The organism is Aeromonas sp. DNRA1, assembly GCF_963888745.1.
In the GTDB taxonomy this organism is placed as follows: Bacteria; Pseudomonadota; Gammaproteobacteria; order Enterobacterales; family Aeromonadaceae; genus Aeromonas; species Aeromonas hydrophila.
Genome location: NZ_CAWPKQ010000007.1, coordinates 65871 through 91420 on the forward strand (window position 1 = coordinate 65871; position 25550 = coordinate 91420).

At 61.7% G+C, this 25550-nt stretch carries 20 protein-coding genes and 4 tRNA genes; 10 read left to right on the forward strand and 14 right to left on the reverse strand.

Going from position 1 to position 25550, the window contains the following annotated elements:
• Positions 1-35 precede the first annotated feature (35 nt).
• From AACQ43_RS19565 to AACQ43_RS19580, 4 genes are all read right to left on the reverse strand, one after another.
• Positions 36-2003, reverse strand: a complete 1968-nt coding sequence (locus AACQ43_RS19565; protein WP_175610364.1) for an ATP-binding protein — start codon at positions 2001-2003, stop codon at positions 36-38.
• A gap of 122 nt (positions 2004-2125) precedes the next feature.
• Positions 2126-5206, reverse strand: a complete 3081-nt coding sequence (locus tag AACQ43_RS19570; protein ID WP_168968399.1) for a multidrug efflux RND transporter permease subunit — start codon at positions 5204-5206, stop codon at positions 2126-2128.
• A 15-nt stretch (positions 5207-5221) separates the two neighbouring features.
• Positions 5222-6328, reverse strand: a complete 1107-nt coding sequence (locus AACQ43_RS19575) for an efflux RND transporter periplasmic adaptor subunit (protein ID WP_011704066.1) — start codon at positions 6326-6328, stop codon at positions 5222-5224.
• Between the two features lie 32 nt (positions 6329-6360).
• The gene (locus AACQ43_RS19580) at positions 6361-6924 is read right to left on the reverse strand and encodes a TetR/AcrR family transcriptional regulator (protein WP_016348886.1); all 564 of its coding nucleotides are present in this window, start codon (positions 6922-6924) and stop codon (positions 6361-6363) included.
• 260 nt (positions 6925-7184) lie between these two features.
• Here AACQ43_RS19580 and AACQ43_RS19585 point away from each other — a divergent pair.
• The 5 genes from AACQ43_RS19585 to AACQ43_RS19605 all read left to right on the forward strand — a co-directional run bounded on the left by AACQ43_RS19585 (position 7185) and on the right by AACQ43_RS19605 (position 8337).
• Positions 7185-7261: transfer RNA gene (locus AACQ43_RS19585), tRNA-Arg, on the forward strand.
• A 50-nt stretch (positions 7262-7311) separates the two neighbouring features.
• Positions 7312-7387, forward strand: a tRNA-His gene (locus AACQ43_RS19590).
• A 20-nt stretch (positions 7388-7407) separates the two neighbouring features.
• Positions 7408-7493, forward strand: a tRNA-Leu gene (locus AACQ43_RS19595).
• 72 nt (positions 7494-7565) lie between these two features.
• Positions 7566-7642 (forward strand) — tRNA-Pro (locus AACQ43_RS19600).
• A gap of 185 nt (positions 7643-7827) precedes the next feature.
• On the forward strand, positions 7828-8337 hold the full coding sequence (locus AACQ43_RS19605) for an RICIN domain-containing protein (protein ID WP_168968401.1): 510 nt from the start codon (positions 7828-7830) through the stop codon (positions 8335-8337).
• Between the two features lie 4 nt (positions 8338-8341).
• On the opposite strand, the gene pyk is transcribed toward AACQ43_RS19605, so the two are convergent.
• On the reverse strand, positions 8342-9421 hold the full coding sequence (pyk, locus tag AACQ43_RS19610) for a pyruvate kinase (RefSeq protein ID WP_168968403.1): 1080 nt from the start codon (positions 9419-9421) through the stop codon (positions 8342-8344).
• A 67-nt stretch (positions 9422-9488) separates the two neighbouring features.
• The gene (locus AACQ43_RS19615; protein ID WP_076362528.1) at positions 9489-10826 is read right to left on the reverse strand and encodes an MFS transporter; all 1338 of its coding nucleotides are present in this window, start codon (positions 10824-10826) and stop codon (positions 9489-9491) included.
• 346 nt (positions 10827-11172) lie between these two features.
• On the opposite strand from AACQ43_RS19615, the gene AACQ43_RS19620 reads away from it, so the two are divergent.
• Genes AACQ43_RS19620 through AACQ43_RS19635 form a run of 4 tightly spaced genes read left to right on the forward strand, consistent with a single transcriptional unit; the run spans position 11173 to position 16455 of the window.
• A complete protein-coding gene (locus AACQ43_RS19620) occupies positions 11173-12399 on the forward strand; it encodes an ABC transporter substrate-binding protein (RefSeq protein WP_223951529.1) in 1227 nt (408 codons plus the stop codon).
• Complete coding sequence (locus tag AACQ43_RS19625) at positions 12396-14828, forward strand: ATP-binding protein (protein ID WP_168968407.1); 2433 nt, start codon at positions 12396-12398, stop codon at positions 14826-14828. The genes AACQ43_RS19620 and AACQ43_RS19625 overlap by 4 nt, the downstream gene beginning before the upstream one ends.
• Positions 14812-16089, forward strand: a complete 1278-nt coding sequence (locus AACQ43_RS19630; protein ID WP_076362526.1) for a sigma-54-dependent transcriptional regulator — start codon at positions 14812-14814, stop codon at positions 16087-16089. The genes AACQ43_RS19625 and AACQ43_RS19630 overlap by 17 nt, the downstream gene beginning before the upstream one ends.
• A gap of 51 nt (positions 16090-16140) precedes the next feature.
• The gene (locus AACQ43_RS19635) at positions 16141-16455 is read left to right on the forward strand and encodes a hypothetical protein (RefSeq protein WP_076362525.1); all 315 of its coding nucleotides are present in this window, start codon (positions 16141-16143) and stop codon (positions 16453-16455) included.
• A 47-nt stretch (positions 16456-16502) separates the two neighbouring features.
• On the opposite strand, the gene AACQ43_RS19640 is transcribed toward AACQ43_RS19635, so the two are convergent.
• From AACQ43_RS19640 to AACQ43_RS19675, 8 genes are all read right to left on the reverse strand, one after another.
• A complete protein-coding gene (locus tag AACQ43_RS19640) occupies positions 16503-17315 on the reverse strand; it encodes a Cof-type HAD-IIB family hydrolase (protein WP_168968409.1) in 813 nt (270 codons plus the stop codon).
• A gap of 93 nt (positions 17316-17408) precedes the next feature.
• Positions 17409-18449, reverse strand: coding sequence for an alpha/beta fold hydrolase (locus AACQ43_RS19645; protein WP_168968411.1), 1041 nt, complete (start codon positions 18447-18449; stop codon positions 17409-17411).
• A complete protein-coding gene (locus tag AACQ43_RS19650; RefSeq protein ID WP_041216153.1) occupies positions 18446-19111 on the reverse strand; it encodes a CatB-related O-acetyltransferase in 666 nt (221 codons plus the stop codon). The genes AACQ43_RS19645 and AACQ43_RS19650 overlap by 4 nt, the downstream gene beginning before the upstream one ends.
• Before the next feature lie 11 nt (positions 19112-19122).
• Positions 19123-19842 (reverse strand): tRNA (guanosine(18)-2'-O)-methyltransferase TrmH, encoded by a 720-nt coding sequence (gene trmH / locus AACQ43_RS19655; RefSeq protein ID WP_168968413.1) that lies wholly within the window; start codon positions 19840-19842, stop codon positions 19123-19125.
• Between the two features lie 224 nt (positions 19843-20066).
• Complete coding sequence (gene spoT, locus AACQ43_RS19660) at positions 20067-22184, reverse strand: bifunctional GTP diphosphokinase/guanosine-3',5'-bis pyrophosphate 3'-pyrophosphohydrolase (protein ID WP_011704079.1); 2118 nt, start codon at positions 22182-22184, stop codon at positions 20067-20069.
• A 137-nt stretch (positions 22185-22321) separates the two neighbouring features.
• The gene (gene rpoZ, locus AACQ43_RS19665; RefSeq protein WP_005307060.1) at positions 22322-22597 is read right to left on the reverse strand and encodes a DNA-directed RNA polymerase subunit omega; all 276 of its coding nucleotides are present in this window, start codon (positions 22595-22597) and stop codon (positions 22322-22324) included.
• 79 nt (positions 22598-22676) lie between these two features.
• A complete protein-coding gene (gene gmk, locus AACQ43_RS19670) occupies positions 22677-23303 on the reverse strand; it encodes a guanylate kinase (protein ID WP_016348898.1) in 627 nt (208 codons plus the stop codon).
• A gap of 271 nt (positions 23304-23574) precedes the next feature.
• On the reverse strand, positions 23575-24657 hold the full coding sequence (locus AACQ43_RS19675; protein WP_043146175.1) for a glycosyltransferase family 9 protein: 1083 nt from the start codon (positions 24655-24657) through the stop codon (positions 23575-23577).
• 164 nt (positions 24658-24821) lie between these two features.
• Between AACQ43_RS19675 and AACQ43_RS19680 the strand changes: the two genes are divergently transcribed.
• Entirely contained in the window at positions 24822-25535 is a 714-nt protein-coding gene (locus AACQ43_RS19680) for a 3-deoxy-D-manno-octulosonic acid kinase (protein WP_011704082.1), read from the forward strand.
• Positions 25536-25550: the final 15 nt, after the last annotated feature.

The window sequence follows — 25550 nt, forward strand, 5'->3', positions numbered from 1 at the left end:
TGGGGATAAAGCGGCTGGCTCACAAGAGCCAGCGCTCAGTTATGTTGGATCGGCAGGCGAATATGGAACTGGGCGCCGTTGTCCGGCTCGCTGACGCAGTTGATGCGACCGCGCAGCAGTTGCACCACCAGGTTGTAGATGATGTGGGTGCCAAGCCCGCTGCCGCCCTGGCCTCGCTTGGAGGTGACGAAAGGGTCGAAGATGCGCGGCAAGATCTCGGGCGGGATGCCGCGGCCGTTGTCGCTGTAGTCGATCAGCAGCTCTTCACCCTGCTGTTCCACCTTGATGGTGATCTTCTTGGGTTTGTCCCAGTTGTCGAAGCCGTGGTTGATGGAGTTGAGGATCAGGTTCGAATATATCTGGGTGAAGCTGCCGGGGAAGGAGAAGATCGACAGCTTGGGATCGCACTGGATATCCACCTCGCACTGGGCCTTCTTCAGCTTGTGGCCGAGGGAGACCACCACCTGGTGCAGGTTGTCGGCGAGGCTGAAGTTGTAGCGTGCCTCGGACGACTGATCCACCGCCACCTGCTTGAAGCTGGCGATAAGCTCCGAAGCGCGGCGCAGGTTGCCCTGCAGCAGCTGCATGGATTCGTCGAGGTTGACGGTAAATTCGGTGAGATAGGAGCGTGACAACTGTTTTGATTCGATGTGCTGCTTGAAGTCGGCCACCCGCTCCTGCAGGTAGGAGGAGGCGGTCACGCTGATGCCGATGGGGGTGTTGATCTCGTGGGCCACGCCGGCTACCAGCGAACCGAGGGAGGCCATCTTCTCCGACTCCACCAGGGTCTGTTGAGCCTGTTTCAAATCGTCGTAGGCCTTGCCCAGCTGGTCGTTGGCATCGCTCAGGCTGCGGGTACGCTCCACCACCTTGCCTTCCAGCTGTTCGTTGAGCTGGATGATCTCCCGCTCCACCTTCTTGAGGCGGGTGATGTCGTAGCCGAAGCCAATCAGATACTTGAGGTTGGGCCCTTCGTAGAAGGGGGCGAAGGTCCACTGCAACACCAGCTCGTGGCCCTGCTGGTCATGCATGATGACCTCTTTGTCCTCGATGGAGCCGTGATCGGCCAGGGTAGCCGCCAGCTCATCGCGCTGGGCCTTGCTGACGAACAGATCCAGCCAGTTGTGCTGCAGTATCTCCTGCTGGTGGTAGCCGGTCAGCAGGATGGCTGCCGGATTGATGCTGGCGATGTTGAGGTCCGGTTCCATGCAGCAGATGACCATGTTGGCCGAGTTGATCAGGGTGGCGGAGAAGTCACGCTCCTGTTGCAGCTGCTCGGCGGCCTGATGGCGCGCCGCAAATTCGTCGTTCAGCCGGGTACGCATCTGGTTGAGGGTGGCGACCAGGGTGTCGAGCTCGTCGGGTTTCTTGCGTGGCAGGGGGCGCCCCTCCAGGGTCAGCTCGATGGCCAGCCGGTCCAGATTGAACTTCTGGGCATAGTTGGCGATGCGGTTGAGGTGTCGCACCACCAGGTAGTAGATGATGATCAGGATGCAGAACGAGACCACCAGGGTCTTGATGGTCTGGCTGACCATGATCAGCACCGATTTCTCGATCAGGCGCTGGTAGATCTGCTCGAGGGAGGCGGCGACGAACAGCTTGCCCACCACCTCGCCCTGATAGGTGAGGTTGAACTCGCGGGAGATGTCGTAGCTTTCCCGCTCCACCCCCTGGGTCAGCAGCGGCACTTCCGAGTTGCCGAGCATCTCCTTCACCATCACGAACTGCATGTTGGGCAGGTTCATGATGCCTTCGATCTGTACCTTGACCTGCTCTTCGTCCAGGTTCCACAGGCTGGCGGCGATGGGCTGCAGGAAGGAGGCCTCGATCTGGCCGATGCTGTCCTCGATCACGGCCACGTCCTTGCGGTAATCCCAGGCAAGCTGCAACACCGTAATGATCATCGCCAATACGGTACTGCACACCAGAATGTAGGAGAGCAGGCGGTATGAGAGTCCGTTACGGCCGACGGCCCTAGCGGTCTTGGAGAAGAGTCCTGACATGGCGTCCTTGCGGTCTGGATATATTGCCATTTAGTTTAACTGCTTCATGCACTTATGTCGTGTTTCGTTAGCGTGATAAAAACAAGGCCCCGAAACGGGGCCTTGTTGATTAAGAACGGTCTTTAATGGCTCCCTTTCGCCTTGGGCGGAATGGATTCGTCAAACACCGGCAGCGGTTTGTGTTCGGAGGCCAGGTAGGTGTAGATCACCGGCAGCACGAACAAGGTGAACAGGGTGCCGATGGCCAGACCGGCCACGATCACGATACCGATGCTGAAGCGCTGGGCAGCCCCGGCCCCCGTTGCATAGAGCAGCGGGATGAGGCCGGCGATCATGGCGGCCGTTGTCATCAGGATGGGACGCAGACGTACCTTGGCGGCGGCCATCACGGCTTCCATCCGGTTGCGACCGTGCAGCAGCTGCTCCTCCTTGGCCACCTCGCAGATCAGGATACCGTGCTTGGTAATCAGGCCGACCAGGGTGATCAGACCCACCTGGGAGTAGATGTTCATGGTGGCGGCACCCCAGGCCAGCGCGATCAGCGCGCCACTGATGGCCAGCGGCACGGAGACCATGATCACCAGCGGGTCGCGGGCCGACTCAAACTGGATCGCCAGCACCAGGAAGATGATGGCCAGCGCCAGGGCGAAGGTGGCGTACAGGGCGCTGCCTTCGGTCACGAACTGGCGGGCTTCACCCATGTAGTCGTAACGGTAACCCTGCGGCAGCTTCTCGCTGGCGGTGGCATCCAGCCAGGCGATGGCGTTGCCCATGGTGGTGCCCGGCATCAGCACGGCACCTATGGTAGCCGAGTTGAGCTGGTTGAAGTGGGGCAGGGCGCGCGGTTCGCCGACCACCTCGATGCTGATCAGGCTGCCGAGCGGGATGGACTGGCCGTCGGCCGCCCGCACGTAGTAGCCCTTGATCGACTCGGGGTTGAGGCGGTATTTGCGCTCGACCTGCGGGATCACCTCGTAGGAGCGGCCATCCAGGTCGATCCGGTTGACGTAACCGTCCGACATCATGGTGCCCAGGGTAATGCCGATGTCCTGCATGGTGATGCCGTAGGCACCCGCCTTGTCCTTGTCGATCTTGATCTTCATGGTGGCGGAGTCGTACTGCAGGTCCAGCTCGGAGTAGACGAAGCGTCCGCTCCCCTGGGCTGCGGTCAGGATCTCGCTTGCCACCTGATAGAGGCTCTCGAAGTTGTTCGGCGTGGTGATGACGAACTGGATCGGCAGGCCGCTCGAGGCACCCGGCAATTCCGGGAACTGGAAGGTGGTGATGGACATGCCGGGCACGTTCTCGACCAGCTTGCCAATCCGTTCCAGCACATCTTTCTGGCTCGCTTCACGCTGGCTCCACGGCACCATGGAGGCGATACCGAATGCCTGGTTGGCGTTGAACACCCCGGAGAAGACCTGGGAGAAGGCCACTTCCGGCTGTTCGTCCAGCACCTTGTTCACCTGCTCCATGGTGCCCTGGATGTAGTCCAGGTTGACGTTGGAGGGAGCTGTACCCAGCACGGCCATGACGCCCTTGTCTTCGTTCGGTGCCAGTTCGCTTGGAATGAACTTGAACAGCATCGGCAAGCTGGCGAAGACGATAATGGCGAACAGCACCACCACGATGCGCTTCTGCATCACGGCGTGCAGCATGGCATCGTAGCGGACCGTCATGCGGTCGAGCAGATGATGCACCTTGCTCTCGAACTTGCCCGGCTCTTCGTTGGCCTTGAGCATCTTGGCGCACATCATGGGCGACAGGGTCAGCGCTATGATGCCCGACACGAACACGGCGCCGGCCAGGGTGAGGGCAAACTCCTTGAACAGGGAGCCGGTGATGCCCCCCATCAGGGCGATCGGTGCATACACGGCAGCCAGGGTGACCGTCATGGCGATGACCGGCACGGCGATTTCACGGGTACCTATAATGGCGGCCCGGAACGGCTCTTCCCCCTCCTTGACGTGGCGATCCACGTTCTCCAGCACCACGATGGCGTCATCCACCACCAGACCAATGGCCAGCACCATGGCCAGCAGGGTCATCAGGTTGATGGAGAAGCCGAACATCTGCATCACCATCACCACCCCGATCAGGCTGAGGGGAATGGTGATAATCGGGATGATGACCGCCCGGAACGAACCAAGGAACAGGGTGATCACCACCAGCACGATGGCGGCCGCCTCGGCGATGGTTTTGATAACCTCGCTGATCGACTCGTTGATGGCAACGGTCGAGTCATAGAGGACGTTGGCCTCCATGGTGCTCGGCATGTTGCTCTTCAGGCTCGGCAGCATCTCCAGCACGTCGTGGGCGATGTTGATCGGGTTGGCGGTCGGCGCCGCGTTGATGGCCAGTACCACGGCCTCGCGGCCGTTGGCGGTGGCGCGATAGGTATCGTGGCTCTTCTCCAGGCTGACCTTGGCGATGTCTGCCAGACGGATCACCTTGCTGTCACGGGTGGCCACTACCAGGCGCTCGAGCTCCTCGGTGGTGTTGACCTGGGTCTCTGCATTGCCGTTGTAGAGGGTGAAGTAGCCGGTGGCCTGACCGGTGGCGGACTGATAGTTGTTGCTGTTGAGCACGCTCATCACGTCCGCGGCGGTCAGGTTGAACGCCGCCATCTTGGCCGGATCCAGCCACACCCGCAGGGCGTACTTGGTACCACCGTACATGTCGACCTTGGAGACGCCGCCGACGGTGAAGAGCTGGGGCTTGATGACCCGCTCCAGGTAGTCGGTGATCTGGCTGGCGTTGAGCTCTGGGCTGGTAAAGCCGATATAGAGCACCGCCGTGGTCGAGCCTGTCGACATGGTCACCGAGGGATCTTCCGACTCCTTCGGCAACTGGGAACGTACCGAGTTGACCTTGGCCAGAATGTCGGACAGGGCCGCATTCGGGTTGGTGTTGAGCTTCATGTAGGCAGTGATGGTCGAGCTGCCGAGCTGGGTGGACGACGTCATGAAGTCGATGTTGTCCGCCTGGGCGATGGCCTGTTCCAATGGCTGGGTGATGAAGCCCTGGATCAGGTCGGCACTCGCGCCATAGTAGCTGGTGCTGACCGTGACGACCGTGTTGGTCATCTCGGGGTATTCCCGCACCTGCATCTTGAACACGGCCTGGACACCCAGCAACGCGATCAGAAAGCTGATCGAGATGGCCAGGATGGGCCGCTTGATGAATATATCGGTAAAGCGCATCTGTCTCTCCGCGTTTTACAGCATGGGAACCTGGTCCGGAACCTTCAGGCCCTGGTCCTGCACGATTTTCACTTTGGCGCCGTTGCTCAGGCGTACCTGGCCGGACATGACCACTTCGTCACCCGCCTTGATGCCGGAGACCACGTGCGCATCGTTGCCCTTGCGCTCGCTGACCTTGACCACCACCTGCTCGACGCGCTTCACGCCATCCTTCTCCTTGACCAGGTAGACGTTCTCGCCATACAGGGTAAAGGTGATGGCGGTCTGCGGCAGCACGATCTGGTCCTTCTGGGCCGGCAGCAGAATGCTGGCGCGGGCAAACATGCCGGAGCGCAGCTGGCCATCGTTGTTGGGGATGTCCGCCTGCACCTGGATCAGGCCGCTCTGGTAGTTGACGGCCGGTTCGATGGCGCTGATGTGGCCCTTGAACTGGCGATGCGGGTAGGAATCCACGTTGATCAGGATGTCCTGATTCAGGCGAATGCGGGAGATATCGGTCTGCGGCACGGTGAAGCGCAGGCGCATCACGCTGGTGTCTTCCAGTCGGACGATGTCGGTACCCGGTTGCAGGTACTGACCGAGGAAGACGTTGCGCAGGCCGACTACGCCGGCAAACGGTGCACGCACTTCGCGGCGGGCGATGGTCGATTTCAGACTCTCGATATCGGCCTCGAGGGAGCGGTAGGTCGCCTCGGTGTCGTCCAGCTGGTCGCGGGAGATGGATCCCTTGGTGAACAGGTTCTGATAGCGATCGAACTTGGCCTTGGCCGCCGGCAGCTTGGCCATGGAGGCGCGCAGGTTGGCTTTCTCGACGCTGGCATCCAGGCTCAGCAGCAGCTGATCCGGCTTGACGGTATCACCCGACTCGAAGGAGATGCTGTCGATGGTGCCGGATTGCTCGGTTGACAGGGTTACCCCCTGGTTGGGTTCGATGAAACCGATGGCCTCGATGGTCGGCACCCAGTCACGGGTCTCCACCTTGTGGGTGGTGACCGGAAACTCGGGCTCCGGCATGTTGGCCATGTAGTTGGCTATCATCTTTTGCTTGAACAGGTTGAAGCCAATCACGCTGCCGAACAGGGCCAGCGCGATGAGCAACATGATGCTCATCCACTTTTTCATGAACTCTCGCTCCTGAGATATGAGTGCAATGTTTAAGGGGTCAAAATAGCTCGCCAGCAGGCCCGGATCACGGCTTCCAGCTGGTCTTGCGTCAGTTCGAATTGGTGCACCTGGCTTTGCAGCGCCATATTTGCCACGCAATCCAGGCTCAGCACCTGCAGTACCCGGACGGGCAGGTCGATAAACAGACCCTGTTCCAGACCCCGTTCGAAGAAGCGATCCAGCGGGGCCCAGGCAGCCTTGATGACCGGGTCCTGCTCCAGCTCTGCTCCCAGCGGGGACGTTTCATACTGCAATTTGCATTTGAGCGCGTTCGGTTCGTCGACAAAGATGGCGTGGATGTTGAGCCACAAACGCCGAAATTGTTCGAACGATACCTCCTCTGTCTGCACGCCTTCCATGACCAGGGGATGACACTGGAGGATGGTGTGCCGATAGAGTTGGCGGATCAGGTCATCCTTGTCGCTGAAATAGCGATAGATGGTGCCTGCCGCCACCCTGGCTTTCTTGGCCACCACGGCAATGGAGAGACCGTGGAAACCCTGTTCGCCGAGTACTTCATGAGCCGCATCGAAAATGCGTTCTTTCTTGTTCATGACGGGATGATCACAACGGCTGAATGAACGTTCATTCATTCTAGGGGGGCTTTGAGGCAAGTCAAGTTTTGCCCATCATCGGATTGCTATGTGGGGGGAGTCAAAAGTAGCGGAGCTGGGCTGGATCCAGCCTGAATGAAACAAAAACGCTTAAAAAAAGCCAGAAACGATGGAAAAACAAGCGGTTGATTCTGTGGGATAAAAAAATAGTAGACAAGGTGGGTCCCCATCATTAATATTGCGCCCCGTTCGACAGCGTAGCGCCCGTAGCTCAGCTGGATAGAGCGCTGCCCTCCGGAGGCAGAGGTCACAGGTTCGAATCCTGTCGGGCGCACCATCAAAAGTGCGCCGGTTAAGCGGGCGAGTTGAAGAACGAAAACAGCTGTGGTGGCTGTAGCTCAGTTGGTAGAGTCCCGGATTGTGATTCCGGTTGTCGTGGGTTCGAGCCCCATCAGCCACCCCATTTTACAGCTTGTCAGGTATGCGAAGGTGGCGGAATTGGTAGACGCGCTAGCTTCAGGTGTTAGTGCCCCCCGGGTGTGAGGGTTCGAGTCCCTCTCTTCGCACCATACTTGCTGTATGACGAGGATGACCGTTTATGGTCGTCTTTGTGTTTTGAAAAGAAAGCTTTTTTAAAGCCTCGGTGATTAGCGCAGCCCGGTAGCGCATCTGGTTTGGGACCAGAGGGTCAAAGGTTCGAATCCTTTATCACCGACCACATTCTGAAAAACCCCGCTCAGGCGGGGTTTTTTGCTTTCTGTCGTCTGCCAGCCTGTTGCCGCAGGTTTCTGTCACGTCTGTTTACATTTCTGTTGGCACTTTCTCGCTGTCGCTTCGGGTATGCTGGGACGCAGACCCACGGCAAGTGGGCGTTATTGAACACAATTCAGGCCAACATGTCATATGCACCCAAATTCTTTTCGCGTCAGCACACTGGCGCTGGTTGTCGTGGCCCTCAGCGGCTGCTCATACAAACCCAAACCCGATGAGATCCTGATGGGGGCTGCCCCCATGCAGAGTACCGCCACCTCTGCGCTGGTAACCGATGCCGGATTCTGCGTGGCCCTCAATGACCACAATCAGCTGATCACCCAGCCTTGTGACCAGACTGTTCGCCAGCAATTTAGCTGGGATGCCGGTGCCTTGCAGCTTGACCAGCGTTGCCTGGTGGCCAAAGGGGTGAGCGAACTGACCATGGCCGAGTGCCAGGATGAGAGCCGGCAATGGCAGTGGCAGGAAGATCGGCTGTTCAACAGCAAGGCTGACCGTTGTCTGGACGTGGCCGGCCGTCGTCATAAGCCGGGCACTCCGCTGCGGCTGGCCGACTGTTTCGGTGGGGCCAACCAGAGCTTCGAATGGCAGGACAAGGGCAGCATGCTCGACAAGCTGCACCTGAAAAGCCTCATCTGGTAGGGTGTCAGGCCAACCTGGCCAGCTCCCCGTGGCTGGCCGCGAGGCCATGCCCTGCCGGTTCCATCTCCTGCTCGGCGGCCAGCGCGATGCGGGCCATGGCGGCGACCGCTTCCACCGGATAGTGGCCGGTTGCCGACTCGGCCGACAGCATCACCGCATCGCTGCCATCCATGACGGCGTTGGCCACATCCATGACCTCGGCCCGGGTGGGCATGGGGCTGGCAATCATGGATTCCATCATCTGGGTAGCGGTGATGACCGGGCGACCGAGTGCCCGGCAGCGCCGGATCAGCCTTTTCTGCACGCCGGGCAGCTTGGCATCGCCAATCTCGACCCCCAGATCCCCACGTGCCACCATGATGAGGTCGGCGGCGTGAATCAGCTCATCCATGGCGGCCACTGACGCCACCACCTCCGCCCGTTCCACCTTGGCCACGATGGCCGCCCTGCTGCCGCTGGCACGAATGAGGGTTCTGGCCTCTTCGAGATCGGCGGCGCTGCGCGGAAACGAGACGGCGATATAGTCGGCCTCGAGCAGGCGGGCCGTCAGGATGTCGGCCTTGTCCTTGTCGGTCAGGGCCGGAGCGCTCAGACCGCCGCCCAGCACGTTGATGCCCTTGCGGCTGGACAGGGTACCGCCAACCAGTACCCGGGTCTCGATACGCTCGTCGATCACCTGTTCCACGCAGAGCTGGATGCGGCCGTCATCCAGCAGTACGACGTTGCCCGTCTGCAGTTCGCCAGCCAGCGCCGGATAGTCGGTACCGACCCGAGATTGATCGCCCAGGTGGCTGCCCAGGCCGGCATCAATGATGAAGGGGTCGCCCGGTTGCAGCCGGATGCTGCCGTCGGCAAAGCTGGCGATGCGGATCTTGGGGCCCTGCAGGTCGGCGAGGATACCTATCTCGCGGTCGAGGCGGGCGGCGCAGGTCCGGATTTTGGCCGCCAGGGCCAGGTGTTGCTCCGGACTGCCGTGGGAGAAGTTAAGCCTGAATACATTGGCTCCCGCCTGGATCAACTGCTCCACCATGGTGGTGGATGAGCTGGCGGGGCCCAGGGTGGCGATGATTTTGGTCTTGCGCATGGGATGCTCCTGTTGCGAGGAAAATGCACAAGGGTGGCCGACGGGCCACCCTTGTGCTGAACGGGGATCAGTGGTTGACGACTTTCTTGGCATTCCATACCGTCATGGCGAGCAGCATGGAGAGCACGGAGGCACCGAGCCAGAAGTACTGGGCGCTGCTGAAGTCGTAGTGGGTGACGCCGTCGATCTCGCTGGTCTTGATCAGGGCGGCGGAGACCAGCTCCTGGATGGAGGCGGCGATGTAGGAGCAGAGGCCGATGAAGCCCTTCACGGCGCCCACTGCGGTCTTGGGCATCAGGTCGCAGGCGGTCAGACCGGCCAGGAAGACCACCAGCCCGCCGATGGCATAACCGATCAGGGCGAGGGCGACGGCATCCATCATGCGGCTCTGCGGGCCCCAGAACATCAGGCACATGCCGGCCACGTTGGCCAAGCCGTAGAGCAGGGTCGGGATGTGGCGGTTGGCGTTGAACAGCTTGTCGGAGATGATCCCGGCCAGAATGGCGCCGAGGAAGCCGGCGATGGGATAGGCCGACATGGCGAAACCGGCATCGATCAGGCTGTAGCCTTTTTGCTCCTGCAGGTAGAGCACAGCCCAGGAGCTCATGGCGTAGCGGGACATGTACATGCAGGCGCAGGCGGCGGCGATGAGCCAGACGGCGGGCTGCTTGAGCACGAACAGCTGGGCGCGGCGGATTTCGGCCGGGTCCACCTTCTTGGCAATCTCGGGTGCTTCACCAAAGGCGACGGCCGGCTCTGGCAGGGCGTAGGTTTGCGGGCGATCTTTCAGCACCAGATACATGCACAGGGCGGCGATCAGCGAGGCGATGCCGGCGCCGATGAAACCGGCCTTCCAGCCGAAGTAGCTGACGATGGTGGCGGTCAGGATCCAGGAGATGCCTTCCCCTATGTTGCGCGAGCCGCCCCAGATGGAGTAGACCGAGCCCCGCTGCTTGGGCGAGAACCACTGGAAGATGGAGACGCAGGAGGGGGCGGATCCGACGGACTGGAACCAGCCGTTCAGGCCCCACATCAGCACCAGAAAGAAGGTGGCGGTGTTCATGCCCATCAGGATGGTGCAGATGGACGAGAGCCCCAGCGAGACCGACATGAAGCGGCCGATGTTGGCGTAGTCGGAGAGGAAGCCGTTGGAGAACTTGCCGACGGCGTAGGTGAACAGGAAGGCGGAGCCGATGACCCCCAGCTCTTCCAGGGTCACCACGCCGGAGTCCAGCATGGGCTTCTTGACCACGTTGAGGCTCATGCGCACGACATAGAACATGGCGTAACCGAGTACCAGACCCAGGAAGACCTGCCACTGGTACTTGCGGTAAATGGAGCGGATTTTATCGGGCGAGGCATCCATGACCGGCAGGTCGGCTCGCGTCTTGAAAAAGTTGAACATGGGGTTCTCCGTTTATATTTGGCAGCTTGGTTTCAGAGGGCGCTCTGATAACGGTTGCCATCATATGAAGGGAGAAATTCAGCCGGCAAAAAGCCGGATATGGGTCAACTCTGACTCAATCATGGGAAAACCATGAGTCAAAAATGACATATTTGAACTGTCCTATTGATATTCGATGAATAACAATAGCGGCATGCCGAGGCATAATGAGTCAGAACTGGCTCATCCTCGTGGAAATAAAAATAACGGCATGTACCAAATATTAGATGTACTGCACATAATCCTGAATTAAAGCGCGAGTCGACCGATAGTCATGCACCTTTTTTTCCGCCGGCTGGCCCTGCTCATGGGCTGTATTTTGTTGCCATTCAGCACCCTTCAGGCTGCCTCGCTGACGGTGCTTACCTCGTTTTCGGAGGTGCCGGTGAAGGCGGTGATCGAGGGCTTTTCCGAACAATATCCCGGGATCCGGGTCGAGGTTATTTATCGGCGTACCATTCCTTCCCTGCGCTTATTAACGGAAGCCGGTGCACCGAAAGTCGATATTATCATGTCGTCATCGCCGACTTTCTTTAACACGCTGGACAAAGCTGGTTTGCTGGCGGCTTTGCCAAATGAAACTATGCCGCCAAAATGGCTTGCTCCTCATACTCTCGGGCTGGGCAATAAAGTGGCCGTGGTCGGTTATTCCAGCAGCGGGATCATGTATAACCGCCATTATCTGGCCAAATATCAGCTGCCGCTGCCCACCACCTGGCAGCAGCTGGCGTCCCCGCTCTTCATGGGGCACGTGATGATGAGCTCGCCCTCCCAATCAGGCACGACCCATATGATGGTGGAGAGCGTGCTGCAGCAATATGGCTGGCAGCAGGGTTGGGCCCTGCTGATGCGGCTGGGCGGCAACCTGTCGGCCATCACGGCGCGCAGCTTCGGGGTGAGCGACGGCATCAGCCGGGGTCTGGCGGGGGCTGGCCTGGTGATCGACAGCTACGCCCTCAACAGTCAGGCCCGCTTCGATCACGTCGGCTTCAACATCATGCCCGACTCGGTGATCCTGCCGACCTATCTGGGGGTGGCGCGCCACAGCACCCAGCCGGCCAGCGCGGCTCTGTTCATCCAGTTCCTGCTCTCCGATCGCGGCCAAGCGATCATTGCTACCCCCGGTATGGCCAAGGCCACCTTGAGCCAACCCCGGCTGGCCCGGCAGACCCGCTACGTCACCGACAAGGCGCTGCTCTATCGGCGGGCCGGTCTGCTCAAGGCCCTGTTCGAGCAGACCATCACCCAGCAGCTACCCAGGCTGAAGATGACCTGGCAGGGGATCAACGGTCTGAATACCCATGGCGAGCCCTGGCGGGTCGCGCTGCTGGAGCAGGCCGTTGCCAAGGCGAGCACACCGCCGCTGAGCGAGCAGGAGGCGCAGGATCCGGCGTTGCTGGCGCTGTTTGACGGCCTCTATGACCGGGAGCAGGGCAATCCACAGGCGGAGCGGGTGATGCATCAGTGGCGCCAGGCGACCGAGGCTCGCTTGCATGAGGCGCAGCGCCTGGTCGAACAGGCAGCCAGACCATGAGCCGGCTGGGGCGCATGCTGGCCATGCCGCGCAGCCTGGGACGGCGGCTCATCCTCGCCTTCGTGACCATCACGGCCCTGACCGGTGCCATGGGCATGGCCGCATATGTGATGTGGGATCGGCTGGGCCGGCAGATCCACCTCATTGTGGAAGAGAGCCTGCCCGCCATCGACAGCGCCTACCAGCTGGAGCGAGCCAGCTCCCGTCTGTTGTTGTTGCTGGCCCAACTGCGCGATACCCGGGACCCGGTGCAGTACCAGCGCCTCTCCAACGCTGTGTCCACCACCTTGCGGGATATCCAGCGCGCCTACCTGCTGGGTACCCCGGGGGATCAGACCCCCTCGCAGCGCCAGGCGTTCGAGGAGTTGAGCGCGCTGGTGGCGGATCATGGGCGTTACCTCAAGCAGCAGATCGAGCACGCCGAAACCCTGCAGCAGTTGCAGAAGCGCAGCAACTGGCTGCACCAGGATCTGGTGGACGATGCCGCCCCTCTGCTGCAGGAGGTGGAGTGGCACCTGACCAGCATGGTGGCCAGCCCGGATGACATGAGCGAATTTGGCAACGTCATCAAGGAGTTCTCCGCCCTGCAGGATCTCACCTTCAAGGAGAACGAGCTGCAGTCGCTGGTCGGCGAGGTGATCGCCCAGCGCTATCAGCAGGATCTGGAGAGCGCCTTCCTGTTCATCGGCTACAAGATTGACGAGATAGACGCGCTGACCTCGCGGCTGGCGGAGTACCCCTCGACCGTGAGTTATCGCCAGATCCTGCAGGACATCATCACCCTGGTGAAGCCGGACGGCCCGCTGCACCGGCTGCTGCTGGCGGATGTGCTGACCCACCAGCAGCTGACGGCCCTGCGGCCGCGACTGGACGACGCAGTTTCGCGTTATCACCAACGGGTCAGCCTGATGGTGAGTGACGCCAACCGTTCCCTCAGTGCACTGGGGGAAGACAGCAGCCAGCTGGTGGCGACCGGCAAGCTGGTGATCCTGGTGGTGCTGGCGCTCACCCTGTTGCTCAGCATCTTCGTGCTGGTGGTGTTGATCGGCCGCCGGCTGATCAAACGGCTCGACTTGCTGGGACAGGAGCTGGACAGGGTGGCGTCAGGCCGGCTGGACGTGCCGGTCAGTACCTGCGGCCGGGACGAGATCGGCCGGCTGGGCGACAGCCTGCGCCACTTCAGCCTGCAGTTGCAGCAGATGGAGCGGGCCAATGCCCTCAACCTCATCAACAACACCCAGGCCTGCCTCATCACCTGCCATCCGGATGGCACCATCGAGTCGGTCAACCCGAGCGCGCTCACCCTGTTCCAGCAGACCGGTGTCGAACCGGGTCAGCCGTTGTGGCAGGCCTTTCCACCAGAGGCGGGGGCGGTGCTGGCCGATCAGTTCAGGGCCGGCCAGCCGCTGCACCGGTTCGGCCACTGCGAGTGCACCCTGGCTTGTGGGCTGGGTGAGGCGCCCCGCTTTTTGCACCTCAACCTGCGTCGCTTCGAGCAGGGGCGCGGGTACAGGTTCATCATCACCATCACGGATGTCACCCGCCAGGAACTGACGGCCAGGGAGCTCAGCCTGCGGGTGGCGGAGCGTACCCGTGAGCTGACCGAGAACAACCGGCTGCTGGCGGAGGAGGTGGTGCAGCGCCAGCAGGCGGAGCGCACCCTGCTGCAGACCCAGGATGAGCTGATCCAGGCGGCCAAGATGGCGGTGGTGGGGCAGGCGATGACCAGCCTGGCCCACGAGCTGAACCAGCCGCTGTCGGCGATGATGACCTACCTCTACACCAGCCGGACGGCGCTCGCCGCCGGTCAGTTGCAGGCACTGGACCAGGATCTGGGCAAGCTCGACAAGCTGGGGCGGCGCATGAGCCGGATCATCAATGCCCTGCGCCACTTTGCCCGCAAGTCGCCGGCCGAGGAGGTAAGGGTCCGGCTCGAACTGGGGGGGCTGGCTGAGCAGGCCATGCTGCTGCTGGAGACGCGTGCGAAGCGCGATGGCTGCATCCTCTGCAACGAACTGCCGGACGGGCTCTGGCTCGAGACCGACCCCGTGTTGCTGGAACAGGTACTGGTGAACTTGCTGGTGAACGGGCTGGATGCGGTGGCCGGGCTGGCGCGGCGCGAGATCAGGCTGCAGTTGCTGGAACAAAACGAGGTCCGGTTGCGGTTGGCGGTGGTCGACAGCGGTGCCGGCTTCAGCGAGGCCATCCTGCCCAGGTTGTTCACCCCCTTCACCACCTCCAAGGAGGTTGGACTGGGGCTGGGGCTGACCATCTGTCGCTCCTTGCTGGCCCGCTGTGGCGGCGAAATCATGCTGGGATCGGCGCTGACCGGCGGCGCCATGGTGATCATGGAATTTGCGTTGGCCGACCCTGCAGGGTCGGTCGCCCATCAGAACGAGGAGAACGCCATCGATGTTGTTGCCCGCTAACCGTCCTGCCAACGTGCTGCTGGTGGACGATGACGAGGACGTGCTGGAATCCTATTGCCACCTGCTACGCCTCTCCGGCTACCACCCCAGGGCGACGACTTCGCCCCACGAGGCGCTGGCGCTGCTGGCCGATCAGTGGCCAGGGGTGCTGGTCTCTGACATCTACATGCCGGCCATGAACGGCATGGACCTGCTGGCCAGCGTGCAGGCGCTGGATGCCGAGATCCCGGTCATCATGATCACCGGTCACGGGGACATTCCGTTGGCGGTGCGGGCGGTCAAGCAGGGGGCGTTCGACTTTCTGGAGAAACCGCTCAATCCGCAAGATCTGTTGGGCCTGCTGGAGCGGGCCTGCCGACAGCGCAGCGCCGTGCTGGCGCGCCGCAGCGAGATCCAGGCGACGGTGGATGACGAGCTGATCGGCACCAGTCCACAGATAGTGACGCTTCGCAGCCAGCTCAACCAGCTGGCACAGACCGACAAGGACCTGCTGCTGGAAGGGCCTGCCGGCTCGGGGCGTCACACCCTGGCCCGGCTGCTGCACAGGATCAGCGCCCGTCGGGAGCAAGTCTTCCAGCTGCACGACTGCGTCTCGGCCCCCAGCCTGGCGGAAGTGCAGGCCAGCCTGGCACAGGCGGGGCAGGGTACCCTGGTGCTGCAATCCCCGGCCCGCCTGAGTGCCGACTGTCAGCGCTGGCTCGGCAACCACCTGCTGGATCAGGAGCGCAAGGGGAGCAAGTCGCTGCGTACCATAGGGTTGTTTGACGAGTCGCCGGAGGCGTTGGTGGAGAGCCAGCAACTGATGCCGGAGCTCTACTATTTCCTCTCCCAGGTGCGGCTCAAGCTGCCCCGGCTGGTGGAGCGCAGCTGTGACATCATCCCCCTGTTCCGGGCTTTTCTGCGACAGGGCTGCAAGCGCATCGGCCGGCCGGTGCCGGCGGTGGACCGCGCCTATCTGGAGACGCTCAAGCGGCATCAGTGGCCCGGCAACCTGCGTGAACTGCGCAACGTGGCCGAGCTCTATGCGGTGGGCATCGTCAAGCTGGCCGGCGCGGAGCAGGTCATCCCCCTGGCCAGTGGCAAGGAGCCGCTGGACGATCTGGTGGAGGAGTTCGAGCGGCGGGTGATCGAGGATACCCTGTTCCTCTTTTCCGGCCGGGTGACCGATGCCGCCCAGTACCTCGGCATTCCGCGCAAGAAGCTCTATCTGCGCATGAAGAAGCACCAGCTCGACAAGGAGCGGTTCAAGCCGGCCACCTGAGCCCGGCTGCCGGTCGAGTCGTTCAGACGGTTATCCGCATAGGAGCACACCATGAGATGCCCGCATTGCATGAGTGAAGGGGTAGCACGGATCGAGGATGAACGGGTGAAGCGAGCCTGCGCGTTGGGCCTGGGGGCTGCGGGCGGCTATGCCTGCGCTGCCACGCTCGCCAGGATGGGGGCCGCAACGAGCTCGGCGCTGGGCGGTGTCGGCACTGTTGTCGGTGCCCTGGCGGGAGCGTTGGGTGGTGCCGTGCTGGGTGGATTGATAGGGGGAGGGTTGGGCTGGTGGCTGGGGCGCACCCTGGATCGACGCCTGTCCCGCCAGTATTGCTGCGGGGTCTGCGGCCATCGCTTCAGCCGCTGAAGGGGGTAGTGCGCCATGAGCAGCAGAGCTGCTCATGGCGCCTTGTCTCAGGCGACGTTGACGCCCTGCAGGGCGAACAACTGCTCCAGATAGACGGCAACGCCATCCTCGTCGGAGCTCAGGGTCTGCTCGTGGTCGGCCAGCGCCAGCTTGAGCCGGTCGTGGGCATTGCCCATCACCACGCCGCGGCCGACCATGCTCAGCATCTCGAAGTCGTTCATGCCGTCGCCAAAGGCCACCGCCTGGGACATATCAAGCCCGTGCTGCTCCAGCACGGCGCGCACGGCATTGCCCTTGTGCACCCCGGCGTGCATCACCTCGAGGCAGTCCGGCAGGGAGAAGGTGACGTTGAGCCGATCACCATAACGCTGGTTCAGCTCTGCCTCGATCTGCAGCAGCTTCTCGTGCTCGCCGATGTAAAACACCTTGTTGACCTTGTCCAGCGGATGGCTGGCGAGATCGGTCAGGCGATAGCTGAAGCCGGATTCATGATGGAACTGCAGTAGCCAGGGCATCTCTTCTTCTACCAGCCACTCGTCGCCGTAGTAGAGGTTGATGTGGATGGAGGGGTCGCGCTCCAGCGCGATCAGCTCGGCCGCCACGCTGTCCGGCAGGGCCTGGTTGAAGATCAGCTGATCCTGCTTGTCGTGCACCACGGCGCCATTGGAGGTGATGAGATAGATGTCGAGTCCGAGCGTGTCGCGGATGCTGCGCACATCCACATGGTGACGGCCGGTGGCCACCACGAACTTGATCCCCTGATCCACCAGACGGTGCAGGGTATCGCGGGTGCGGGGGGAGATCTGGTGCTGCCCGTTGAGCAGGGTGCCATCGAGATCGGATACAACGACCTTATACATCATCACCTCGGGGTTACGAATGAAAGCGGGAGCAGTGTACAGCAACCGCTCCCGCTACCCCATTTATTTAGGGATACAAAAAATAACCAGCCGCTAGTAGCGTGCGAAGAAGGCCAGAGTCGCGTTGAGCGCGGCCTGGCGCTGGGGATCGGCCTCCATGAACAGCTCGTGCCAGGCCCCTTCTATGCGCAGCGGCTTGCCTCCCTCGCAGCGAGCGAGCGCACAGAAGGCATCCTGCGCGGCGTTGTCCACCACGCCGTCGTCACCGGCCTGCAGTACCAGCAGCGGCGTCTTGATGGCGCCAGCCTCGGCCACGGCGGCGTCCGCCCCTGTCAGTCCCTGATAGATCCAGTGGGCGGTAGCGCCTCCCAGCTTGATCTGCGGGCGCTGCTCATAGAGTTCGCGGAAGGCCTGATAGCGGGCTTCGCTATGGCTCAGACCGTTGTCGGCAAAGTCGTGGCTCTCGTACGGGCCCTGACCCGGGCCGTAGGGAGGCTCGCCCAGCCAGCCGCCGACCGTGCCGATGGTAGCCGCCAGCCCTTTGGCCAGCCACTTGGGCAGGCCGCTGAGGTTGATGCCCATCATGGGGGAGGAGAGCACGGCCGCCTCGATATCATCGGGCCATCGCTCGAGATAGCGGGCCGAGATGGCCCCCCCCATGGAGTGAGCCAGCAGGAACAGCTTGGCGGGCTTGTCCTCCATGATTATCTGGTCGTGAAACTCTTTCATATCGACGACATAATCGTCGAACTGGTCGACATATCCCTTGTCATGGTCGCTCAGCATGCGGCCGGACATCCCCTGACCACGATGGTCGATAAGGTAGAGGCTGTAGCCCTGACGCCACAGATCCCAGGCCAGCTCCTGATACTTGAGGTAGCTTTCGACCCGGCCGTTGACGATGAGGATGGCGCGATCGACCTTGGCCTGGCGCAGGGCAGCATAGCGGATGGTGATCCCGTCCTTGCCCTTGAAGGCGCTCTCGACGGCGTGCTGGCGCCAGAAGTCGGGCAGGGTCTGTTGATGAAGGGTGGCGACGTCGGCTTCCGGCGTCAGCTGATAGGGATTGTTCACGGCGAGGGCTCCGGCAGAAAACAGGGTCAGGGCCAGCAGGGCGGGCGATAACAGGTTCATGATGTGCACTCCTGCTGCCAGTGTCGGTAAAGGGCCTGAATATCGCCCGAACAGAGTAGCGGCATAGCCGCCTGCAGGTGCTGCAGCGGCCAGTCCCACCACTGCATCTCCTGCAGCATGGCAATCTGCTCCTCGCCGAAGCGACGTCGGATAGGCTGGGCCGGGTTGCCGCCGACTATGGTGTAAGGGGCCACATCCTTGGTCACCACGGCACGAGTGGCGATGACGGCACCATCACCGATGGTGATGCCAGGCATGATCATCGCTTCCGAGCCGATCCAGACGTCGTTGCCGATCCGGGTGTCTCCCTTGCGCAGAAAACCGTCCTGCACGCCGTCACTGAAGCGGGCAGCATCGAAGGGGAAGGTGGAAACCCAGTCCAGCCGGTGACCCTGGTTGCCCGCCAGCATGAAGGTGGCGCCGGAGGCGATGGAGCAGAACTTGCCGATGATCAGGCGGTCAACTTCCTTACCCCACTGGCCACTGTCCCAGGACTCCCGCGTCGAACCATCGCCGAGCAGGTAGCGTACGCAATGATCCTCGAACGGCTTGCCGTGGTAGTAGCCGGAGTAATAGCTGTACTCCCCGGCCTCGATATTGGGGTTGGTCAGATGATCCCGTATGACCTGGGATTCCAGCCAGCTACCGAACGGATTTTCCATCACTGATCCTGTCATTCATCTTCTTCCTGTTGCGCGGCCCATCCTTTGCGCGTCAGCTGCATCTGCTGCCACCACTGCTCGTCCGCCAGGATTTCGCCGGCCGGGCCGAGCTGGGGATAGGGCATCTCTTTCTCTTTGCAGAGCTGGGCATAGATGGGGTAGCCCCCCTCGAACAGTATGCTGTTCTGCTCCTCCAGGTCGAGCGGGCAGCCGCGCTGGTAGCAGCCGGCCAGTTCGCGCTGGCGCTGGGCCTCATAGAGGATGGCGGCGGCGGCCACCGAGACGTTGAGGGACTGCACCATACCCACCATGGGGATGACGATATGATGATTGGCCAGGGCCAGCGCCTCTTCGCCGATGCCGTGCTTCTCCTGGCCCACCAGGATGGCGGTGGGCTTGGTATAGTCGATGGCGCGAAAATCTACCGAGCTGTCGGAGAGGTGGGTCGCCAGGATCTGCATGCCGGAGGCTTTCAGCTCGGCTACCGCGCTGCCGATGTCCGGGTGCAGCTTCACATCCACCCAGTTCTGGCTGCCGCGAGCGGTACCCTTGCGCTTGTGGATCCAGGTTTTGGGCCAGACCGCGTGCACCCGATGGATGCCGATGGCATCGGCGGTGCGTACGATGGCGGCCAGGTTGTGCGGCTTGTGGACCTCTTCCATGCAGACGGTCAGATCGAGCTGGCGCTGGGCCAGCATGTCGGTGATGCGCTTGAAGCGTTCAGGAGTCATATCGGTTTCTATGTCGTGAGGTGTGTGCACGCATCGCTTGCATGCACAGGATCAAATCGGGCTGGCACCGGGCCAGCCTGTCGTAAATTCGTTTGACGCGTTTCGCGGTCATGCCAGCTCTGCCGAAGCCGGGTTTGTCCACTCGCCAGGTTGAACGGGTGTGCCTGCGACGGTGGGTCAAGCTTGTCTCTTGAAAAGCAGCAGGCGGCTTGCGCCGCCTGTGGTCAGTTTTTCTGTCGGCTCACCTTGAGCACGTTCGGCATCACCCGGATCTTGCGCATGATGTTGGCAAGGTGGATCCGGCTCTTGGTGGTGATGAGCAGGGTGACCAGATAGACCCGGCCATCTTTTTCTTCGGTGCTGATGGCGTGAATGTTGGCGCCGGTGGCGGCAATCACGTTGGCCAGTTCCGCCAGGGCGCCCTGGTGGTTGACGATCTCGATGCTGATACCGGTGCGGAACTCCTGTTCCTGCTCCTTGTCCACTTCCCACTGCACCGGCAGGTACTTGTCCGGCTCCTTGCTGTAGCCCTTGATGTTGCGGCAGGCTTCCTGGTGGATCACCAGGCCCTTGCCTGGGCTGATGTGGGCGATGATGGCGTCCCCCGGGATCGGGCGGCAGCAGTTGGCGAAGGTGACCAGCATGCCGTCGGCCCCCTTGATCGGCATCTTCTTGCTGCTGGACTTGGGCTGCTCTTCCGGCGGCAGTTCATCTCCCAGCATGCGGCGCGCCACCATCACGCTCATGGCGTTGCCAAGGCCCACGTCGGCCAGCAGGCCCTGTAGGTTCTCGTGCTTGGTGTCGGCCAGCACCTGCTTGATGCGCGGTTCCGGGATGTCTTCGATGTTCTTGGCGCCGAGCGCATGGTTGAGCAGGCGGCGACCGAGCACCACCGACTCTTCGGTGCGCAGGTTCTTGAGGAACTGGCGGATCTTGGAGCGGGCCTTGGTGGTCACCACGAAGTTGAGCCAGGCCGCGTTGGGGCGAGCCCCCGGCGCCGTGATGATCTCCACCGTCTGGCCGGAGTGCAGCGGGCTGCTCAGCGGATAGGGGTGGCGATCGACCCGCGAACCGACGCAGGCGTGGCCGATGTCGGTGTGCACCGTGTAGGCGAAGTCCACCGGGGTGGCCCCGGCGGGCAGCTCCATGATGCGGCCTTCGGGGGTGAACACGTAGATCTCGTCGGGGAAGAGGTCGGTCTTGACCCCCTCGATGAATTCAAAGGAGCTGCCGGCGCTCTGCTGCAGTTCGAGCAGGCTCTGCATCCAGCGCTGGGCGCGGATCTGGGCGGTAGTACCCGAGCTGTCGCCATCCTGCTTGTAGGCCCAGTGGGCGGCGACACCCTTGTCGGCCATCTGATCCATGAATTCGGTACGGATCTGCACCTCCACCGGTACCCCGTGCGGCCCCACCAGGGAGGTGTGCAGCGACTGGTAGCCGTTGGTCTTGGGGATGGCGATGTAATCCTTGAAGCGGCCGGGGCGGGGCTTGTAGAGACTGTGCATCTGGCCCAGCACCCGGTAACAGGTATCTATGTCCTTCACCCTCACACGAAAGGCGTAGATATCCATTACCTCATGAAATTGCAGCTCTTTTTTCTCCATCTTGTTGTAGATGGAGAACAGGTTCTTCTCGCGGCCGCTGACCTGGGATTCGATGCCTGCCTCCCGCAGTCGGCCTTCAATCTCGCTCTGGATGGAGTCGATGATTTCGCGGCGATTGCCGCGGGCGCGGCGCACCGATTCGCGCAACACGCGCGAGCGCATGGGGTAGAGCGCCTCGAAGCCCAGCTCTTCCAGCTCGTTCTTCATGGTGTGAATACCGAGGCGGTTGGCGATGGGGGCGAAGATTTCGAGGGTTTCCCGGGCGATGCGGCGGCGCTTGTCCGGTCGCAGGGAGCCCAGGGTGCGCATGTTGTGGGTGCGGTCGGCCAGCTTGATCAGGATGACCCGGATATCCTGGGTCATGGCCATCACCATCTTGCGGAAGTTCTCGGCCTGGGCCTCTTTGCGATCGCGAAACTTCAGCTTGTCGAGCTTGGAGACGCCCGCTACCAGCTCGGCGACGGCATCGCCAAACAGTTCGGCCAGATCGGCCTTGGTGACAGGGGTATCTTCGATGACGTCGTGCAGCACGGCGGCCATCAGGGTTTCATGATCGAGGCGCATGTCGCCAAGAATGCGGGCAACGGCAACCGGGTGGGTGATATAGGGCTCGCCGCTGGAACGCATCTGTCCCTGGTGAGCATCACGGGCCACCACATAGGCTTGCCTGAGCTTCTCCACCTGCTCGGGTGGCAGGTAGGAACTGGCTATTTCTTTAAGATTTTCAAATAAATACAAGACAGTCCCCGCAGCGGTGAAACGGCAATCCGTGGATATAGAGGGTATAGTCCTGAGTTTGCGAGGTTTTCGAGCGGTTGTAAATGGGGGAGAACAGTCGGCACCCGGGCGGGCGCCGACTATAAGAAATAACTGACTTAACCGCGGCCTTCGGCGATGGCAGCAACGGCAGCCAGCTCGGCGGCTTCCTGCTCTTGCTGCTCGTAACGGTCCTGGGTGTCCATCACCTGGTTGTTCACCAGACCCAGTTCGATCTCGCGCAGGGCGATCACGGTCGGCTTGTCGTTCTCTTCGTCAACCAGGGGATCTTTGCCTTGAACCGCGATTTGGCGGGCGCGGCGGGCGGCGACCAGCACCAGGTCAAAACGGTTACCTACCTGTTTTACAGCATCTTCTACAGTAACGCGTGCCATGCAGGACTCCAGTGTTTGGGCTTTCTCGGTTTAAAAAAGCGGTGTTTAAAAATGACGCAAAAGTTTACTTGTTTTTGGCCTATTCTGCCAGTAGCTGTTGCAGCAAGTTTTGTTGGGCTTGCTGCTGCTGGCGCAATTCCAGCCGTTGGCACTCGATGACGGCTCTCAGCTGGAACAGTGCCTGCTCAAAGTCTTCGTTGATGATGACATAGTCATACTCGTCATAGTGCACCATTTCGGCAATGGCTTTCTCCATCCGGCCCTTGATCACCTCGGCACTGTCCTGGCCGCGACCGATCAGGCGGCGCTCCAGCTCTTCGCGGCTGGGCGGCAGGATGAAGATGGACTTGGTCGGCATCTGTTCGCGGATCTGGCGGGCGCCCTGCCAGTCGATATCGAGGAACACGTCGATCCCCTGCGCCAGGCAGGCTTCGATGGCCGCGCGGGAGGTGCCGTAGTAGTTGCCGAACACCTCGGCCCACTCCAGAAAATCGCCGCGCTCGATCAGCGCCTTGAACTCTTCCACCTTGACGAAGTGGTAGTGCACCCCGTGCTCTTCACCGGGACGGGTGGCGCGGGTGGTGTGGGAAACCGACAGCTGCATCTTGCCTGCGCTGTTGTGCTGGGTCAGCAAGGCGTTGAGCAGGCTGGATTTACCCGCTCCGCTCGGGGAGGAGATGATATAGAGAGTGCCTTGTTGCGCCATGTCTGTACCTTTAAGCGAGACCGTGTTTTGGTTGTAGCAGAGGCCGCCGTCTTGTGCCCGAAAGGGAGACAGCCAAATCCGAAACGCGGAAAATTCTTGAATTAAGAGGGATGTAAAGGCGGCGAATTTTAACAGAAGGTGGCGGATAAAAAAACGGCCGGAATCATATTCCAGCCGATCAAAGTATTCGTAGCTTGCTGCGGGAGCGTCACCCACATCAGCCGCCATTCTGCCTGCCACTGTGCGGGTGGGCCAGCAGATTATCCCTGCTTCACTGCTCGGAAATTCCGAGTTGCTGCCCGGCAGGCAACTGGCGATCGGCGCAGAGCCGGTCGAAGGCGGCGATGACCCGCTCGCGGGTGATCTTGCTCATGGCGTCCGGATCCTTGAGGCGGGTGCGCCAGCCTAGCTCGGCCAGCGGCTTGCCGGTCTCCTGCTCGACCAGCTCCTGGTAGACGCTGACCGCGTAGTCGCGGCACAGATAGGGGCCGGTACGGTCCGGGTTGTGGTGGGCATAGAGGCCGAGCACCGGCGTACCCACCAGGGTCGCCATGTGGGTGGGGCCGGTATCGGGGGCCAGCACCAGGTTGGCCTCCTTGATCAGCGCCAGCAACTGCTTGAGGTTGGTATGCCCCACCAGATCCACCGGCTTGCTGTGGCTCAGCCGTTGAATGTCGGCGGCCAGATCCCGCTCCAGTTTGGCCGGCCCGCCGCACAGATAGACCTGAAAACCCTTGTCTGCGGCGTGATCCGCCAGCGCGGCATAACCGGCGGCAGTCCAGTTCTTGAATGCCTTGCTGGCGGCGGCGCAGATGAGCAGGGTCGGCTTGCCGTCAATCTTCTCTTTCGCCCAGGCCTGGTGCTCGGCGCTGATGGGCAGTTGCCAGTCCGGGGTCAGATCCTGGATGCCGAGCTCTTTGGCGAAGGCGAGAAAGCCGTCCAGTACGTGGGGCGAGGCGGGGGATGGCACCTTGTGATTGGTGAACAGCCACTGGCCGTCGCTGGCCCGCTCCCGATCAAACCCGAGTTTGACCTTGGCCCGGATGCCGAGGGTGGCGATGCTGGCCCGCATGGCCGCCTGCAGGTGCAGCAGGGCATCGAATTGGCGTCCCCTGAGGGTCTGCCAGAGCTCGCGATAGCCGCGCCAGCCCTTGCTCTTGTCGAAGGCGATCACTTCGACCCCGGGCAGATCGGCAAAAAGCGTCGCTTCAATCTTGCCGGTGATCCAGGTGATGCGGGTCGTCGGCCAGGCCCGCTGGATGACGCGCACCAGCGCCAGCGCGTGGCAGCAGTCGCCGATGGCGGAGAGCCGCAGGATGCAGATGGAGGAGGGCGGCGTTTGGAACAGCGGCATGATGTGGCGCAATGGTGGCAAAATGGATGGATGGCATTATGCAAACTCCCCCGTGGATTGTAAAATTGCGCACGACTGGCAGCCGGTGCCCCTGACAAGGCCCGTGTTGCCGTTGCCTGCCCTTGCCTTGTGTAGCCATAACTGACCGACCGGAATCGCCAAAAATGCAAATTCAGACCGAACACAACCAGATCTGCTGGTACGCCGAAGGGGCGTTTCGCGACCCTTCTCCCGAGCTGTTTGATCCGGCCTGGTGGCAGACACATCGCCAGGTGGTGGGGTCTTCCATCGGCCGCGGAGTGACCTGGTTCGTCAAGGATGAATCCCGCCACCTGGTGCTGCGTCACTACTATCGCGGTGGCATGGTGGGCAAGGTGGTGCGGGATCGCTTCTGGTTCGAAGGGGTTGAATCGAGCCGGGCCATGGCTGAATACACGCTGCTGGCCAAGTTGAGCGCCCAGGGATTGCCGGTGCCGCGCCCGTTTGCCGCCCGGATGGCCAAGCAGGGTCCCTTCTATCGAGCTGACATCCTGATCGAGCGCATCCGTGGCGCCAAGGATCTGGTCGCCCTGCTCAAGCAGGGGCCGATCGCCGGCGAGGTGTGGCACAAGGTGGGCCAGACGGTGCGCCGGTTGCACGACGCCGGGGTCTATCACGCCGATCTCAACAGCCACAACCTGCTGCTCGACAAGGAGGGCAAGGTGTGGGTGATCGACTTCGACAAGGGGGCCATCCGCTCTCCCGGCAACTGGCAGCAGGCCAACCTGGAACGGTTGCTGCGCTCCTTCAACAAGGAGTCCCAGTTGCATACCAGTTTTCACTTCGTACCGGAGAACTGGCAGGCCCTGATGAACGGCTATCAAGGAAAAGCGAGCTGACCCTGTTGCTCGGCG